Below are 17,433 nucleotides of genomic sequence, written 5' to 3' on the forward strand. Positions count from 1 at the left end.
CGACAAACACCAATCTCATTCTGATTACCCTACCGGTGCTGTACAGAGTGAACCAGGCGAAAGCTATGTTTCAGGAGTGCAACAATGAGTACATTAAGCCACGCGGCGAGCAGCGCGGAGAAGCGCACTAATGCTCGCTACTGGATAGTGGTGATGCTGTTTATCGTCACGTCCTTTAACTATGGTGACCGCGCCACGCTGTCGATTGCCGGCTCTGAAATGGCGAAAGACATTGGGCTTGATCCGGTTGGCATGGGGTATGTTTTCTCCGCATTTTCATGGGCCTATGTTATCGGTCAGATCCCGGGAGGCTGGCTGCTCGATCGTTTTGGATCCAAGCGCGTCTACTTCTGGTCCATCTTTATCTGGTCGATGTTTACCCTGTTGCAGGGCTTCGTCGATATCTTCAGCGGCTTCGGCATTATCATTGCGCTCTTTACCCTCCGTTTCCTGGTGGGGTTAGCGGAAGCGCCTTCCTTCCCCGGTAATAGCCGCATCGTGGCCGCCTGGTTCCCGGCACAGGAGCGAGGAACGGCGGTGGCGATTTTTAACTCTGCCCAGTATTTCGCGACGGTGATCTTTGCGCCGATTATGGGCTGGCTGACGCATGAAGTGGGCTGGTCACACGTCTTCTTCTTCATGGGGGGACTGGGGATCGTCATCAGCTTTATCTGGCTGAAAGTGATCCACGAGCCGAACCAACATCCGGGCGTAAACAAGAAAGAGCTGGAGTACATTGCGGAAGGCGGGGCGCTGATCAACATGGATCAGAAAACCCAAAAAGCAAAAGTCCCGTTCAGCCAGAAATGGGCGCAGATCAAGCAGCTTGTCGGTTCACGCATGATGATCGGCATCTACCTGGGACAGTACTGTATCAACGCCTTAACCTACTTCTTCATCACCTGGTTCCCGGTATATCTGGTGCAGGCGCGCGGTATGTCGATTCTGAAAGCGGGCTTTGTCGCCTCTGTACCGGCTATCTGCGGCTTTGTCGGGGGCGTGCTGGGCGGGGTGATTTCCGACTGGCTGATGCGTCGTACCGGTTCGCTGAACATCGCCCGTAAAACGCCAATTGTGCTCGGCATGTTGCTTTCGATGACCATGGTGTTCTGTAACTACGTCAGCGCGGAGTGGATGATCATCGGCTTTATGGCGATGGCCTTCTTCGGGAAAGGCATTGGTGCCCTTGGCTGGGCGGTCATGGCGGATACCGCGCCAAAAGAGATCAGCGGCCTGAGCGGTGGGCTGTTCAACATGTTCGGCAACATCTCCGGTATTGTCACCCCGATTGCCATTGGCTATATCGTCGGGACCACGGGCTCATTCAACGGTGCGCTGATTTATGTGGGTGTGCACGCCCTGGTGGCGGTCCTGAGCTATCTGGTGCTGGTGGGTGATATCAAACGTATTGAACTCAAACCTGTAGGGGAGCGTGGCTGATGACAACACAATCGAGCCCGGTCGTCACCGATATGCAGGTCATCCCGGTGGCCGGACAGGACAGTATGCTGCTTAACATTGGCGGCGCGCATAACGCCTGGTTTACCCGCAATATCGTGGTGCTGACCGACAGCGCAGGGAACACCGGCGTTGGAGAAGCGCCGGGCGGTGAGGTGATTTTCCAGACGTTGTCAGATGCCATTCCACAGGTAGTCGGCCAGGAGGTCGCCCGTCTGAATAAAGTGGTTCAGCGTGTCCACAAAGGCAACCAGTCGGCGGACTTTGATACCTTCGGCAAAGGCGCCTGGACGTTTGAACTGCGCGTCAATGCGGTCGCCGCGCTGGAGGCCGCGCTGCTCGATTTACTCGGAAAGGCGCTGAACGTTCCGGTCTGCGAACTGCTGGGACCGGGCAAACAGCGTGATGCGGTGACGGTACTGGGCTATCTGTTCTACATTGGCGATCGCCACAAAACCGATCTGCCTTATCTGGCGCGCTCACCGGGTCACCATGAGTGGTATCACCTGCGTCACCAGGAGGCGCTCTCCAGTGACGCGGTGGTTCGGCTGGCCGAGGCGGCACAGGACCGCTACGGTTTTAAAGACTTCAAGCTCAAAGGCGGCGTATTACCTGGCGAGCAGGAGATTGAAACCGCGCGTGCCCTTAAGAGACGTTTTCCGGATGCCCGCATCACCGTTGATCCTAACGGCGCATGGTTGCTGGACGAAGCGATCGCCCTGTGCAAAGGGCTGGGGGATGTCCTGACCTATGCGGAAGACCCGGTTGGGGCTGAACAAGGCTTCTCGGGTCGCGAAGTGATGGCGGAATTCCGACGCGCCACCGGCTTGCCGGTCGCCACGAACATGATCGCCACCAACTGGCGCGAAATGGGCCATGCGGTCATGCTGAACGCGGTCGATATTCCGCTGGCAGACCCGCACTTCTGGACGCTTTCAGGCGCGGTGCGTGTGGCGCAGCTCTGTGATGACTGGGGGCTCACCTGGGGTTGTCACTCCAATAACCATTTCGATATTTCGCTGGCGATGTTTACCCACGTTGGCGCGGCGGCACCGGGTCACCCAACCGCTATCGACACACACTGGATTTGGCAGGAGGGTGAGGCCCGCCTGACGAAAAATCCGCTGGAAATTAAAAACGGCACCATCGCGGTACCGGATGCGCCGGGGCTGGGCGTGGAGCTTGACTGGGATCAGGTCCACAAGGCTCATGAAGCGTATAAAAAACTGCCGGGCGGCGCGCGTAATGATGCCGGGCCGATGCAGTACCTGATCCCCGGCTGGACATTTGACCGTAAGCGCCCTGTTTTTGGACGTCACTGATAAAAGGATTGCACCATGAGCACGTTGACCACCCCTGTTGTTACTTCCATGCAGATCATTCCGGTTGCCGGTCATGACAGCATGCTGATGAACCTGAGCGGGGCGCATGCACCGTTCTTCACCCGCAATATTGTCATTATCAAAGATAATGCCGGGCATACCGGCGTGGGGGAAATCCCGGGCGGTGAGAAGATCCGCAAAACGCTTGAAGACGCCATCCCGCTGGTGGTGGGAAAAACGCTGGGCGAATATAAAAACGTCTTAAATACCGTGCGGAATACCTTTGCCGATCGCGATGCGGGTGGCCGCGGGCTGCAAACGTTCGATCTGCGCACCACCATCCACGTGGTGACCGGCATCGAAGCCGCCATGCTGGATCTGTTAGGCCAACATCTGGGGGTTAACGTTGCTTCCCTGCTGGGTGAGGGGCAGCAACGCAGTGAAGTGGAAATGTTGGGCTATCTGTTCTTTGTGGGTGACCGCAAACTGACGCCGTTGCCGTACCAGAGCCAGCCGGACGAGAAATGCGACTGGTACCGGCTCCGCCACGATGAAGCGATGACGCCGGATGCGGTGGTGCGCCTGGCGGAAGCCGCGTATGAAAAATATGGTTTTAATGATTTCAAACTGAAGGGTGGGGTGCTGGCCGGGGAAGAAGAGGCGGAAGCTATCTCCGCCCTGGCTAAACGTTTCCCGCAGGCGCGCGTGACGCTGGATCCGAACGGGGCCTGGTCGCTTGATGAAGCGATCGCCATCGGCAAGCAGCTGAAAGGCGTGCTGGCCTACGCGGAGGATCCGTGCGGGGCTGAACAAGGCTTCTCGGGTCGTGAAGTGATGGCGGAGTTCCGCCGCGCCACCGGTTTGCCTACCGCGACCAATATGATCGCCACCGACTGGCGTCAGATGGGGCACACCTTGTCCCTGCAGTCCGTGGATATCCCGCTGGCTGACCCGCATTTCTGGACGATGCAGGGTTCAGTACGCGTGGCGCAGATGTGCCATGAGTTTGGCCTGACCTGGGGCTCGCACTCCAACAACCACTTCGATATCTCGCTGGCGATGTTCACCCACGTGGCAGCCGCCGCGCCGGGCACGATTACCGCGATCGATACCCACTGGATCTGGCAGGAAGGCAATCAGCGCCTGACAAAAGAGCCGTTTGAAATCAAAGGGGGCATGGTGCAGGTTCCGTCGACACCGGGTCTGGGCGTAGAGCTGGATATGGATCAGGTGATGAAAGCCCACGAGCTGTACCAGAAACACGGGCTGGGCGCGCGCGATGACGCGATGGCGATGCAATACTTAATTCCGGAATGGACCTTTAACAACAAACGCCCCTGCATGGTGCGTTAAGCGACGTGCCGGTTCCTGCGGGAGTCGGCATTTTCGGGAGCCCGGTGGGTGTATGCTTAAAGTAGTGAATTTGCGTAAGGATGGCTTATGAAAATTGTTATCGCACCGGACTCGTATAAGGAAAGTTTGAGTGCACTTGAGGTCGCGACGGCCATAGAGCGTGGTTTTCGCGAGATCTTTCCCGAGGCGACTTACGTCAAACTACCGGTCGCGGATGGTGGGGAGGGGACCGTAGAAGCCATGGTCGCCGCAACACAAGGGCGAATCGTGCATGTCCCGGTGACCGGCCCGTTGGGCGAGCGTGTGGAAGGATTTTATGGGCTATCCGGTGATGAGCAGAGCGCATTTATTGAAATGGCGGCCGCAAGCGGCCTGGAACTGGTCGTCCCTTCGCAACGCAATCCTCTGAAAACCACCTCCTGGGGAACCGGAGAACTGATCCGCCATGCGCTGGATGCCGGGGTTAAACACATCATTATTGGCATTGGCGGCAGCGCGACCAACGACGGCGGTGCGGGCATGGTGCAGGCGCTGGGGGCAAAACTGCTGGATGCCAGTGGACAACCCCTTGGACAGGGCGGGAGCGAGCTGGGGAAACTTGCCCGTATCGACCTTGGCGGGCTGGACAAACGTCTGGCGGAGTGCCGGATAGAAGTCGCGTGTGATGTGACGAATCCGCTCACCGGAAAGGATGGTGCGTCAGCCGTATTTGGTCCGCAAAAGGGGGCTACCTCCGAGATGATCGTTACCCTGGACAACGCGCTTGCACAGTATGCGAGAGTGATTGCCCGGGATCTGGATATCAATGTGCTGAACCTTGCTGGCGGCGGCGCGGCGGGTGGCATGGGGGCCGCGCTGTACGCTTTTTGCGGCGCGCAGTTGCGCCAGGGCATTGAGATCGTGACCGATGCGCTACACCTGGCCGACCAGGTGGCCGATGCGGATTTGGTGATCACGGGAGAAGGTCGCATCGACAGCCAGACGATCCACGGTAAAGTCCCGGTGGGCGTGGCGAAAGTAGCGAAACGCTTTAACAAACCCGTCATCGGCATTGCAGGTAGCCTGACGGCGGACGTTGGCGTGGTACACGATCATGGTATTGATGCGGTGTTTAGCGTGATTTACACCATCTGCTCGCTGGAAGATGCGCTGGAAAATGCCAGCGAGAACGTCAGGATGACCGCAAGGAATATCGCGGCGGTGCTGAAAGTCGGGCAGGGGATGTAGTTCTCCCTCTCCCTGTGGGAGACGGGCGGGGTGAGGGTGCAGGCCCGGTAAGCGTAGCGCAACCGGGCTTATACCTCAGTTTCCTAACACTTTCATCGCTTCCCGCGTTACGTTATCCATCTCATCCAGCAATTCCAGGAACTCCGGTTCCAGTTCAGATTCTGAAGTCCCTGCGCGTAGCTGCTGTTCCAGCAGCTGGCAGAGATTTTTGAGCCGTGGCACGCCGCTGTAACCGCAGCTACCGTGCAGCTTATGGATAGCCTCCAGCAGATCCTCCGGGTTTTCACCCACCAGCTGTTCTTCAACCTTATTACGAATTTCCGGCAGGAATGCGACCAGCATCTGGAGCATTTCACGGGCTAAATCGGGCTTACCCGCCGCCTGGCGTAACGCCAGCTGCCAGTCGAAGGTGGCGTTCTGATTCACACTTATCTCAACCGGCTCGGCTGATAAGGTGTACGTTCCGCCGATATGTCCCGGCTTGTAGCGCAACAGCAGGTTATGCAGTTTCTCTTCGTCGATAGGTTTCGCCAGATAATCGTTCATTCCGGCGCTGAGCAGCTTCTCTTTCTGACCGGCCATGGCGTGCGCTGTCACGGCAATGACAGGCGTTTGCTGCTGATGAGGAAGCTGACGGATTAACTCGCAGGCGCGAATGCCATCCATCCCGGGCATCTGGATATCCATCAGGATTAAATCGAACTGCATCTGTTTAGCCTGTTCAACCGCCTCAGCACCGTTGGTGCACAGCTCAACATGCTGGACCTGATCCTCAAGCAGCACGCCAATCAGCTTCAGGTTTGCCGGGTTATCATCCACCGCCATGACGCTCATCGGCAGCCTCTGTTCATCATTCTCCAGCGCCACGGCATGTTGATTCAGACGGCAATATGCCGTCAGTGCGGGTAGCAGACGTGTGGCGGTGAGGGGTTTAAGCAGACAGGCAGCCGCCCCGTCATTTTTCAACTCTTCGGCATTGATCTGGGCATGGCACGGCAGCGCCAGCAGCAGGTAATCGGTCATCGACGCGGCTTTCGCCAGCCGTTCCTGCTGCATCGTGAGTTCGCCGGTAAACGTCACCGGGATCCCCATCAGCAGGATGTCGTAATGCTCAACGGTCAATGCAGAGAAGGTCGGGCTGTAGACCACCTCCAGCGGCGTGGTGCTTAAGATATCCAGCGTGCACTGGGCTGCCGCGGCATTTGGCTCCACGTAAGCGAGGCGCTTGCCTTTCAGGCAATCCGTCACCGGACCGTCCGTCAGCACGTTCGGGTTGAGATCCAGGTTGATATGGAACCAGAACGTCGACCCCCGGTTTGGCTGGCTGTGGAAAGAGATATCACCGCCCATCTCTTTAACCAGTTTTTGCGTGATAACCAGGCCCAGGCCCGTACCACCGTGACGCCGTGAAATACTCGCATCCGCCTGACGAAACGCCTGGAACAGACGGGATTGATCCCGCTCGGGAATGCCGATGCCGGTATCGCGGATCTGTACTTCAATCTGGACCTTGTTATTACTGATGGAGCGTTTTTCCACCAGAATGTCGATATTGCCGCTTTCGGTAAATTTGATGGCATTACCGACAAGATTGGTGATGACCTGCTGCAGGCGCAGCGGATCGCCGATGACGTTATCCGGCACGTCGTTTTTAATGTTCAGCGTCAGCTCAAGCCCTTTGTCATGCGACGAGTGCGCCAGCAGCGTGACCACCTCATCAAGCGTACTGCGCAGCGGGAACGGAATACTCTCCAGAATCAGCTTGCCGGCTTCCAGCTTGGAGAAGTCCAGCACATCATTAATGATAGCCAGCAGATTGTTGGCCGAGCGTTCAATGGTGTGCAGGTGATCGCGCTGGGTGGGGTTAAGCTCGCTTTTCAGCGTCAGACGGGTAAAGCCAATCACGCCATTGAGGGGCGTACGCAGCTCGTGCGACATATTGGCAAGGAACTCCGATTTAATTCGCGCCGCTTCCTGGGCCCGCTTTTTCGCCAGATCCAGCTCGACGTTCTGGATCTCCATCTGCTCCAGCGTTTCGCGCAGATCCGAGGTGGCCTGATCCACGTTATGCTGCATCTCTTCGTGATAGGCCGCCAGCGACATCGCCATCGAGTTAATGCCGTTTTTCAGCATGTCCAGCTCGCCCAGCATAAACCCTTCCACGCGGCTATCGAGCTGGCCCCGGCGGATGCGGTCAACGGTGTTGACCATGTTGCGGATGGGCCCGGTCACATCGCGCATCAGGCGCCAGCCAAAGATAAGCGCAATACCGATACAGAACAGCATCATCACGCCGGAGATAAAAATTTCTTTGTACTGCTGCAGCCGCACCGACTTGAGATCCAGCTCCAGCGCCACATATCCGAGCATATTGCTGCTGGACTTGGCGTCGGATTGCGCGGACTCATCCGGCGAATAACTCTCCGAAATAATCGGCGTGCGCAGGATCATAATATCGCCGCGTCGCATCACCGTGAGGTGGCGCGGGAATGGCGTACCGTCAGGAATTTTTAATGCTGCCGGGTCAAGATGAAAATTAGAGGTGACGAACAGGCGGTTATGCTCGTCATAGACGGAGATCGCACGCACAATATCCGAGTGGCGGCGATGCAACACACTGATTAACTGACCAATCGATTCGCGGTTTTGCAGGTTCATCCCGTATTCGCTGGACACGGCCAGCGGTTCGATGATGCTGGCTCCGGCATCTTCCAGCTGTCGCTGCAGGTCGTTATAGCGGTGCACAACGAAGAAGATACTCAGCAGCAAACCGATGAGAACGGTGGGGGCGAGGATCAAAATCATCATGCGCGCGCGCAGGCTGTAGTTGGTCATGGCGTTCCGTTATGGGACAATTAAGATAATTATGTATATTTGAGAAAATTCCCGGCGATGGCGCAATTCTACTCTGCAAAGCGACGCGTGACGACGCGTCAGATCATTACTGTCGAAGCCACGGACCTTGATCCTTTTGGTCAGGGAGTGGCGCGCCACAATGGTAAGACACTGTTTATAACAGGTTTGCTGCCCACAGAACGAGCAGAAATTACGCTGACGGAAGATAAACGCCAGTACGCACGCGGGAAAGTATCGCGCCGTCTGACCACCAGCCCGGAGCGCACAGAGCCCCGGTGCCCGCATTTTGGCGTCTGCGGAGGCTGCCAGCAACAACATGCCAGCGTAGTTTTACAGCAAAAAAGTAAGAGTCACGCCCTGGCACGCCTGCTCAGGCATGACGTTGACGACATCATTGACGACCAACCCTGGGGCTATCGTCGTCGCGCGCGGCTGAGTCTCAGCTATCAGCCCAAAAACGAGCGGCTGGAGATGGGATTTCGCAAAGCGGGCTCCAGCGATATCGTCGATATCAGGCAGTGCCCCATTTTGGTGCCCCGTCTTGAGGCGTTGCTCCCGGCGGTGCACGCATGTCTGTCCGGGCTGGACAATGTTCGCCACCTCGGTCACGTGGAACTGGTCCTGGCAAACAATGGTCCGCTGATGGTGCTGCGCCACACCGCGCCGCTGTCAAAAAAAGACCGCGAAAAACTGGAACGCTTTTCGCATTCCCACGAGCTGGCGCTTTTTCTCGCCCCACAAAGCGAGATACTGGAGCAGGTTACAGGTGAAGCGCCCTGGTATGCGTCAAACGGACTACGCTTAACGTTCAGTCCGCGGGATTTCATCCAGGTTAATGACGGCGTCAATCAGCAGATGATCGAAACCGCGCTGACGTGGCTGGATGTCCAGCCGACCGACCGCGTGCTTGATCTCTTCTGCGGCATGGGCAATTTCACGCTGCCGCTGGCCCGTAAAGCGGCAAGTGTGGTGGGGGTGGAAGGCGTCGAGGCGCTGGTGGCAAAAGGCCAGGAGAACGCGCAACAGAACGGCTTGCAAAATGTGACAATCTTTCATCAAAATCTGGAGGAAGATGTCACGCAGCAGCCCTGGGCGAAACAGGGCTTTGACAAAATTCTGCTCGACCCTGCACGCGCAGGCGCACCGGGCGTGATGCAGCATATAATTAAACTCGCCCCGAAACGCGTGGTCTACGTTTCCTGTAACCCGGCAACGCTTGCCCGGGATAGTGAGGCATTACTCAGCGCGGGTTACCAGATTCAGCGTCTGGCAATGCTGGACATGTTCCCGCACACTGGGCATCTGGAATCGATGGTGTTGTTCGAGCACATCTAATTTGTTTGGCTTGTCGACTTCGACAGGCCCTGGTCCCTAAAGGAGAGGACGATGGTTGCGGTAAGAAGTGCACATCTTAATAAAGCTGGTGAGTTTGACCCTCAAAAATGGATCGCAAGTCTGGGAATTTCCAGCCAGCAGTCGTGTGAACGCTTAACCGAAACCTGGGCCTATTGTCAGCGCACCACGCTGGGGCATCCGGACGCCGAACTGCTGCTGTGGCGCGGCGTGGAGATGGTCGAAATCTTATCCATGCTCAATATGGATATCGAAACGCTGCAGGCCGCGCTTCTGTTCCCGCTTGCCGATGCGGACGTCGTCACTGAAGACGTGCTGCGCGAAAGCGTCGGAAAATCGGTCGTGGCGCTGATCCACGGCGTACGCGATATGGCGGCCATTCGTCAGCTCAAAGCGGCGCATACCGATTCCGTCTCCTCTGAACAGGTCGATAACGTTCGCCGCATGCTGTTGGCCATGGTGGATGATTTCCGCTGCGTGGTGATCAAGCTTGCCGAGCGTATCGCTCACCTGCGTGAAGTGAAGGACGCGCCAGAAGACGAACGCGTACTCGCCGCCAAAGAGTGTACTAACATCTATGCGCCGCTGGCGAACCGCTTAGGGATTGGTCAGCTCAAATGGGAGCTGGAAGACTACTGCTTCCGTTACCTGCACCCGGCGGAATATAAGCGCATTGCCAAACTGCTGCATGAACGCCGTATCGACCGCGAACACTATATTGAAGAATTTGTCAGCGGGTTGCGCCAGTCGATGAAGGAAGAGAACGTCCGCGCCGAAGTGTACGGTCGGCCAAAGCATATCTATAGCATCTGGCGCAAAATGCAGAAGAAACACCTCGCCTTTGACGAGTTGTTCGACGTGCGTGCCGTGCGTATTGTGGCGGAGCGTCTGCAGGACTGCTACGCCGCACTGGGGATCGTGCACACGCACTTCCGCCATCTGCCGGATGAGTTCGATGACTATGTCGCCAACCCGAAACCTAACGGCTACCAGTCTATTCATACCGTGGTGCTGGGCCCCGGCGGCAAAACGGTTGAAATCCAGATCCGTACCAAACAGATGCACGAAGACGCCGAGCTGGGTGTCGCCGCGCACTGGAAATACAAAGAGGGGACCTCGGGCGGAGCGCGCACCGGTCACGAAGACCGCATTGCCTGGCTGCGTAAGCTGATTGCGTGGCAGGAAGAGATGGCCGACTCCGGCGAGATGCTCGACGAAGTGCGCAGCCAGGTCTTCGACGACCGGGTGTACGTCTTCACCCCGAAAGGGGACGTGGTGGACCTGCCGGCCGGGTCAACGCCGCTCGACTTTGCCTATCACATCCACAGCGATGTCGGGCACCGCTGCATTGGCGCGAAAATCGGCGGGCGCATTGTACCGTTCACCTACCAGCTGCAGATGGGCGATCAGATCGAAATCATCACCCAGAAGCAGCCAAACCCGAGCCGCGACTGGCTGAACCCGAACCTCGGGTATGTCACCACCAGCCGCGGACGCTCCAAAATTCACGCCTGGTTCCGTAAACAGGATCGTGACAAGAACATCCTTGCTGGTCGCCAGATCCTGGATGATGAGCTGGAGCATATTGGCATCAGCCTGAAAGAGGCGGAGAAGTTCCTGCTGCCGCGCTACAACTTTAACGAGCTCGATGAGCTGTTGGCGGCGATTGGCGGCGGCGATATTCGTCTGAATCAGATGGTGAATTTCCTGCAGGCGCAGTTCAACAAACCAAGTGCGGCAGAGCAGGATGCGGCGGCGCTGAAACAGCTGCAGCAGAAAACCTACGCCCCGCAGCAGCGCAGCAAAGACAATGGTCGTGTGGTGGTGGAAGGCGTCGGCAATCTGATGCACCACATCGCCCGCTGCTGCCAGCCTATCCCGGGCGACGATATCGTTGGCTTTATCACCCAGGGGCGCGGGATTTCGATTCACCGCTCCGACTGTGACCAGCTCGCTGAGCTGCAGTCGCATGCGCCGGAACGCATCGTTGAAGCGGTCTGGGGTGAAAGCTACTCTGCCGGCTACTCGCTGGTGGTGCGCGTCACCGCCAACGATCGCAGTGGACTGCTGCGCGACATTACGACCATTCTTGCCAATGAGAAGGTCAACGTGCTGGGCGTCGCCAGCCGCAGCGATACCCGCGAGCAGCTTGCTACCATCGATATGACCATCGAAATCTACAACCTGCAGGTGCTGGGCCGCGTGCTTGGCAAACTGAACCAGGTCCCGGATGTGATTGACGCGCGTCGTCTCCACGGCGGTTAAACATCCTCTTCTGTAAGCCGGGTAAGGCAACGCCGCCACCCGGCATTTTTTCATCAGGACAGTACTATGACTCAAATCGACCGCCTGCTCGGCATCATGAAACGCCTGCGCGACCCGGAAAACGGCTGCCCGTGGGATAAAGAGCAGACCTTCGCGACCATCGCCCCGTACACCCTCGAAGAGACCTACGAAGTACTGGACGCCATTTCACGTGAGGACTTCGACGACCTGCGCGGCGAACTCGGTGACCTGCTGTTCCAGGTGGTGTTCTACGCGCAGATGGCGCAGGAAGAGGGGCGCTTTAATTTTGACGATATCTGCGCCGCCATTAGCGACAAGCTTGAGCGTCGTCACCCGCATATCTTTGGCGATGCCACAGCGGGCAACAGCGCGGAGGTACTGGCGCGCTGGGAGCAGATTAAAAGCGCTGAGCGGGCTGAGAAATCCCAGCACTCTGCGCTGGATGACATCCCGCTGAGCCTGCCCGCCCTGATGCGTGCCCATAAGATCCAGAAACGCTGCTCGGCAGTGGGGTTTGACTGGCACTCGCTTGGCCCGGTACTGGACAAAGTCCACGAAGAAATTGACGAAGTGATGCACGAAGCGCAGCAGGCCGTGGTGGATGAAGCAAAGCTTGAAGAAGAGGTGGGCGATCTGCTGTTTGCCACCGTCAACCTTTCGCGCCACCTGGGTGTAAAAGCGGAAACGGCCCTGCAAAAAGCCAACCTTAAGTTCGAGCGACGCTTTCGCGAAGTCGAGCGCATTGTGGCCTCGCGCGGCCTGGAAATGACCGGAATTGACCTCGATGTGATGGAAGAAGTCTGGCAGGAAGTAAAACGCCAGGAATCTGATCTCTAACGGAATTTTGCGATCAAGCGCAATTTGTGTGATTTTTTAAATGACAAGCGCTTGATTTGCGTCAAAAACATTTACCCAAAAGGGGCTATTTTCTCACTCCTTATGTTTGTCATGGCCTGGAATGGAGACGGAGAATGAAAGTTTGTGGCGCTCGCCGTGTTCGGGTATACTACTTTCCCGTCCTGGTTATTCCATCGTTTCACCCTAACTTCTCAGGTTCAGCATGACAACGAACTATATTTTTGTGACCGGCGGGGTCGTATCCTCTCTGGGTAAAGGCATTGCCGCAGCCTCCCTCGCAGCCATTCTTGAAGCCCGTGGCCTCAATGTGACCATGATGAAACTGGATCCGTACATCAACGTCGATCCGGGCACCATGAGCCCAATCCAACACGGGGAAGTGTTCGTTACTGAAGACGGCGCTGAAACCGATCTGGATCTTGGCCACTACGAGCGTTTCATTCGCACCAAAATGACCCGTCGTAACAACTTCACGACTGGCCGTATCTACTCCGACGTTCTGCGTAAAGAGCGCCGTGGTGATTATCTGGGTGCGACCGTTCAGGTTATCCCGCACATCACTAACGCTATCAAAGAACGCATCATTGCGGGTGGCGAAGGCCACGACGTGGTGCTGGTTGAAATCGGCGGTACCGTGGGTGATATCGAATCCCTGCCGTTCCTGGAAGCGATTCGCCAGCTGGCGGTTGATATCGGTCGTGAACACGCGCTGTTCATGCACCTGACGCTGGTGCCTTACATGGCAGCCGCAGGCGAAGTGAAAACCAAACCGACTCAGCACTCCGTGAAAGAGCTGCTCTCCATCGGTATTCAGCCTGACATTCTGGTTTGCCGCTCCGATCGCGCGGTTCCGGCGAACGAACGTGCGAAAATTGCATTGTTCTGTAACGTGCCGGAAAAAGCCGTTATTTCAATGAAAGATGTCGATTCCATTTATAAAATCCCGGGCCTGTTGAAATCACAGGGCCTGGACGATTATATTTGTAAACGATTCAGCTTGAACTGTCCGGAAGCTAACCTGTCTGAATGGGAACAGGTTATTTATGAAGAAGCCAATCCGGCAGGTGAAGTGACTATCGGTATGGTCGGCAAGTACATCGAACTGCCGGATGCCTATAAGTCCGTTATCGAAGCGCTGAAACACGGTGGTCTGAAGAACCGCGTCTCCGTGAACATCAAGCTGATTGATTCGCAGGATGTTGAAACACGTGGCGTCGAAATTCTGAAAGATCTGGATGCGATTCTCATCCCTGGCGGCTTCGGCTACCGTGGTGTAGAAGGCAAGATCGCCACTGCACGCTATGCGCGTGAAAACAATATTCCATACCTCGGCATCTGCCTGGGTATGCAGGTTGCGCTGATCGAATTTGCGCGCAACGTAGCGGGAATGGAAAACGCGAACTCTACGGAATTTGTGCCAGACTGTAAGTACCCTGTAGTGGCGCTTATCACTGAATGGCGCGACGAAGACGGTAACGTCGAAGTCCGTACCGAGAAGAGCGATCTGGGTGGCACTATGCGTCTTGGCGCACAGGCCTGCCAGCTGTCTGACGATAGCGTGGTTCGTAAGCTGTACGGCGAACCGGTCATCACTGAGCGTCATCGTCACCGCTATGAAGTCAACAACATGTTGTTGAAACAAATTGAAGCTGCGGGTCTGCGTGTTGCGGGCCGCTCCGGGGATGATCAGTTAGTCGAGATCATCGAAGTGCCAAACCACCCGTGGTTTGTCGCCTGCCAATTCCACCCGGAATTTACTTCAACGCCACGTGACGGGCATCCGCTGTTTGCAGGTTTCGTGAAAGCCGCCAGCGAGTATCAGAAGCGTCAGGCGAAGTAAAAAAGTTAGAACGGCAACGCGTACCCTCGGTACGCGTTGTTTGTCTGGAGTTTTAGTTTAACTTGTACTGAGGAAAATCTAATGTCCAAAATCGTTAAAGTCATCGGTCGTGAAATCATCGACTCCCGTGGTAACCCGACCGTTGAAGCCGAAGTTCATCTGGAAGGTGGTTTCGTCGGTATGGCAGCTGCTCCATCAGGTGCTTCTACTGGTTCCCGCGAAGCGCTGGAACTGCGCGATGGCGACAAATCCCGTTTCATGGGCAAAGGCGTACTGAAAGCTGTTGGCGCTGTAAACGGTCCTATTGCTCAGGCAATCATTGGCAAAGACGCTAAAGACCAGGCTGGCATCGACAAGATCATGATCGATCTGGACGGTACTGAAAACAAATCTAACTTCGGTGCGAACGCAATCCTGGCGGTTTCCCTGGCGAACGCCAAAGCCGCTGCGGCAGCGAAAGGTATGCCACTGTTCGAGCACATCGCTGAACTGAACGGCACCCCAGGCAAATACTCCATGCCTGTACCAATGATGAACATCATCAACGGTGGTGAGCACGCAGACAACAACGTTGATATTCAGGAATTCATGATTCAGCCAGTTGGCGCGAAAACCCTGAAAGAAGCAGTACGTATGGGTTCTGAAGTGTTCCACAACCTGGCTAAAGTGCTGAAAGCGAAAGGTATGAACACGGCTGTGGGTGACGAAGGTGGCTACGCGCCAAACCTGGGTTCTAACGCAGAAGCACTGGCTGTTATCGCTGAAGCAGTAAAAGCCGCTGGCTATGAGCTGGGCAAAGACATCACGCTGGCGATGGACTGCGCAGCATCTGAATTCTACAAAGACGGTAAATACGTTCTGGCTGGCGAAGGCAACAAGGCGTTCACCTCCGAAGAGTTCACTCACTTCCTGGAAGACCTGACCAAACAGTACCCAATCGTTTCTATCGAAGACGGTCTGGACGAGTCTGACTGGGATGGTTTCGCATACCAGACTAAAGTACTGGGCGACAAAATCCAGCTGGTTGGTGACGATCTGTTCGTAACCAACACCAAAATCCTGAAAGAAGGCATCGAGAAAGGCATCGTTAACTCCATCCTGATCAAATTCAACCAGATCGGTTCTCTGACCGAAACTCTGGCAGCGATCAAAATGGCGAAAGACGCTGGCTACACCGCTGTTATCTCTCACCGTTCTGGCGAAACTGAAGACGCTACCATCGCTGACCTGGCTGTTGGTACCGCTGCTGGCCAGATCAAAACCGGTTCTATGAGCCGTTCTGACCGTGTTGCTAAATACAACCAGCTGATTCGTATCGAAGAAGCGCTGGGCGAAAAAGCACCATACAACGGTCGTAAAGAGATCAAAGGCCAGGCATAATTGCTTAAGCCTTAAAATAAAAATGCCAGTCGGAAGACTGGCATTTTTTTTGGTTATTTGAAATCAACCGCCATTTGCTCCGGGATGCTTAGCCCCCGGGTAGTTTGTACGCAGCGGGCAATATAGTCCGTAAAACGCGGCGGTTTAGGCATGCCCATACTGAGCAGCTTATCGTTGCTGAAACGTACATTCAGCGTGGCAAAGGCCCCGTACAAGCGCATTGCTCTCAGCATCAGACGTTCATTGCAGGGGCCAAAAATATCCTTCAACTCACGGCGCATTCTGACCAGCGTTTCGTAGCTTACCTGGGCATACTTATCACCGACCGGGGCTTTCTCCAGCGCCTGTGCCATCGCATTATCGATATCCGCAAAGCGCACGCTGTTTTCTTCTCCGGCAGAAATATGTACCACTTCTCCCGGCTGCGCAGCGCTGTTAAGCAGCATCAGCAGCGCATCGGCGCAGTAATCCACCGGGACAACATCTATTTTGTCTTCCATTGAACACATGAATTTTTGCAGCATCAGCCCCATGCTGAAGACCCAGAAAATACTGCTCGACGGCGTACAGCCATGACGGGTATGGCCGACCACGATGGACGGACGGGCGATGAGCAGCGGCAGGTCGGGGCAGTGCTGGCGCATCAGTTGTTCAATGGTGGATTTCGAATACGTGTATTCCACCAGATGCTCAGCGTTCTCTCTGAACTCCGCGCTTTCGGCGACCAGCGAATCCTGCTCCGGCGTGCACGACATGGCTGTTCCCACATGCAGAAAGCGCTGCAAACCGGCAACCTGATTCATGCGTCTGGCAAGCGCCAGCGTCCCCTCCACATTCACTCTCCAGATCAGGGGATTGTTACCAAATGACGCGACGGCCGCGCAGTTCAGAACATGCGTCACCTGTTCCAGACGCGGGTCGTTCAGGAACCCCTCCGGCTGGCTGAGATCGCCGATAAGGATATTCTCCTCGCTCAACGCGGCCAGCGTCTCCTCTGCAACCTTGAATTTACGCATGTTGTCCCGCACGCGTTCCAGCCCCTGTTGCGGGTCACTGGCGCGCGCAAGCAGCAGTAATTTTACTGAACTATTGCTGGTAAGTATTTTTTCAAGTACCGCACCGCCCAGAAAACCAGTTACGCCTGTAATAAATAACATATTAATCTATACCGTCTCATAATGATTGATGAGGCGGATTGTAGGCAGGGAAAAGTAAACGGCATTTAAATAGAAAAATGGCAACGCTGACGGCGTCTTAAGCTTATTTTAAGGTAAGGAAATCAGGTGGAGATATTGGACATTGCCCCAATGGATAAAATTCAATTTTAAAATAAATTTATTTTAAAGTTTTGATTTTAATGGTTATTTTTCATGTTTCCATGCTAATTCAAAATGTAATAAATAAAATAATTTGTTACACCATCATTCTTCATCATTAATAACGCCCTGCGTGCTTAAGTAAAATCAACCTTACTCAGACGCAGGCTATTTTTTATAACCT

11 protein-coding genes are annotated in these 17,433 nt (G+C 55.5%); 9 read left to right on the forward strand and 2 right to left on the reverse strand.

The window, feature by feature from the left end:
• The first annotated feature begins 84 nt into the window (after window positions 1–84).
• The 4 genes from gudP to NQ842_RS05825 all read left to right on the forward strand — a co-directional run bounded on the left by gudP (window position 85) and on the right by NQ842_RS05825 (window position 5,360).
• Window positions 85–1,440 (forward strand): galactarate/glucarate/glycerate transporter GudP, encoded by a 1,356-nt coding sequence (gene gudP, locus NQ842_RS05810; RefSeq protein WP_014833099.1) that lies wholly within the window; start codon window positions 85–87, stop codon window positions 1,438–1,440.
• On the forward strand, window positions 1,440–2,780 hold the full coding sequence (locus NQ842_RS05815; RefSeq protein ID WP_257256611.1) for a glucarate dehydratase family protein: 1,341 nt from the start codon (window positions 1,440–1,442) through the stop codon (window positions 2,778–2,780). The genes gudP and NQ842_RS05815 overlap by 1 nt, the downstream gene beginning before the upstream one ends.
• Before the next feature lie 15 nt (window positions 2,781–2,795).
• The gene (gene gudD / locus NQ842_RS05820) at window positions 2,796–4,133 is read left to right on the forward strand and encodes a glucarate dehydratase (protein ID WP_014833097.1); all 1,338 of its coding nucleotides are present in this window, start codon (window positions 2,796–2,798) and stop codon (window positions 4,131–4,133) included.
• An 87-nt stretch (window positions 4,134–4,220) separates the two neighbouring features.
• Window positions 4,221–5,360 carry a glycerate kinase gene (locus tag NQ842_RS05825; protein WP_014833096.1) on the forward strand — a complete coding sequence of 380 codons (1,140 nt, stop codon included), beginning with the start codon at window positions 4,221–4,223 and terminating at the stop codon, window positions 5,358–5,360.
• A gap of 75 nt (window positions 5,361–5,435) precedes the next feature.
• Here the strand turns inward: NQ842_RS05825 and barA are convergent, their stop codons facing one another.
• On the reverse strand, window positions 5,436–8,195 hold the full coding sequence (barA, locus tag NQ842_RS05830) for a two-component sensor histidine kinase BarA (RefSeq protein WP_047361414.1): 2,760 nt from the start codon (window positions 8,193–8,195) through the stop codon (window positions 5,436–5,438).
• A gap of 57 nt (window positions 8,196–8,252) precedes the next feature.
• On the opposite strand from barA, the gene rlmD reads away from it, so the two are divergent.
• The 5 genes from rlmD (at window position 8,253) to eno (ending at window position 15,933) form a co-directional block, all read left to right on the forward strand.
• Entirely contained in the window at window positions 8,253–9,551 is a 1,299-nt protein-coding gene (gene rlmD / locus NQ842_RS05835; protein ID WP_257256612.1) for a 23S rRNA (uracil(1939)-C(5))-methyltransferase RlmD, read from the forward strand.
• 51 nt (window positions 9,552–9,602) lie between these two features.
• Entirely contained in the window at window positions 9,603–11,834 is a 2,232-nt protein-coding gene (relA, locus tag NQ842_RS05840; RefSeq protein WP_013098518.1) for a GTP diphosphokinase, read from the forward strand.
• Between the two features lie 66 nt (window positions 11,835–11,900).
• On the forward strand, window positions 11,901–12,692 hold the full coding sequence (mazG, locus tag NQ842_RS05845; RefSeq protein WP_046889027.1) for a nucleoside triphosphate pyrophosphohydrolase: 792 nt from the start codon (window positions 11,901–11,903) through the stop codon (window positions 12,690–12,692).
• Between the two features lie 223 nt (window positions 12,693–12,915).
• Window positions 12,916–14,553, forward strand: coding sequence for a glutamine hydrolyzing CTP synthase (gene pyrG, locus NQ842_RS05850; RefSeq protein ID WP_013098516.1), 1,638 nt, complete (start codon window positions 12,916–12,918; stop codon window positions 14,551–14,553).
• Between the two features lie 81 nt (window positions 14,554–14,634).
• Window positions 14,635–15,933, forward strand: coding sequence for a phosphopyruvate hydratase (eno, locus tag NQ842_RS05855; RefSeq protein WP_013098515.1), 1,299 nt, complete (start codon window positions 14,635–14,637; stop codon window positions 15,931–15,933).
• 53 nt (window positions 15,934–15,986) lie between these two features.
• On the opposite strand, the gene NQ842_RS05860 is transcribed toward eno, so the two are convergent.
• Window positions 15,987–17,096: an SDR family oxidoreductase gene (locus NQ842_RS05860; RefSeq protein WP_257256911.1), complete on the reverse strand. Its 1,110-nt coding sequence runs from the start codon at window positions 17,094–17,096 to the stop codon at window positions 15,987–15,989.
• Window positions 17,097–17,433 lie beyond the last annotated feature (337 nt).

The organism is Enterobacter cloacae complex sp. R_G8 (assembly GCF_024599795.1).
Lineage (GTDB): Bacteria > Pseudomonadota > Gammaproteobacteria > Enterobacterales > Enterobacteriaceae > Enterobacter > Enterobacter dissolvens.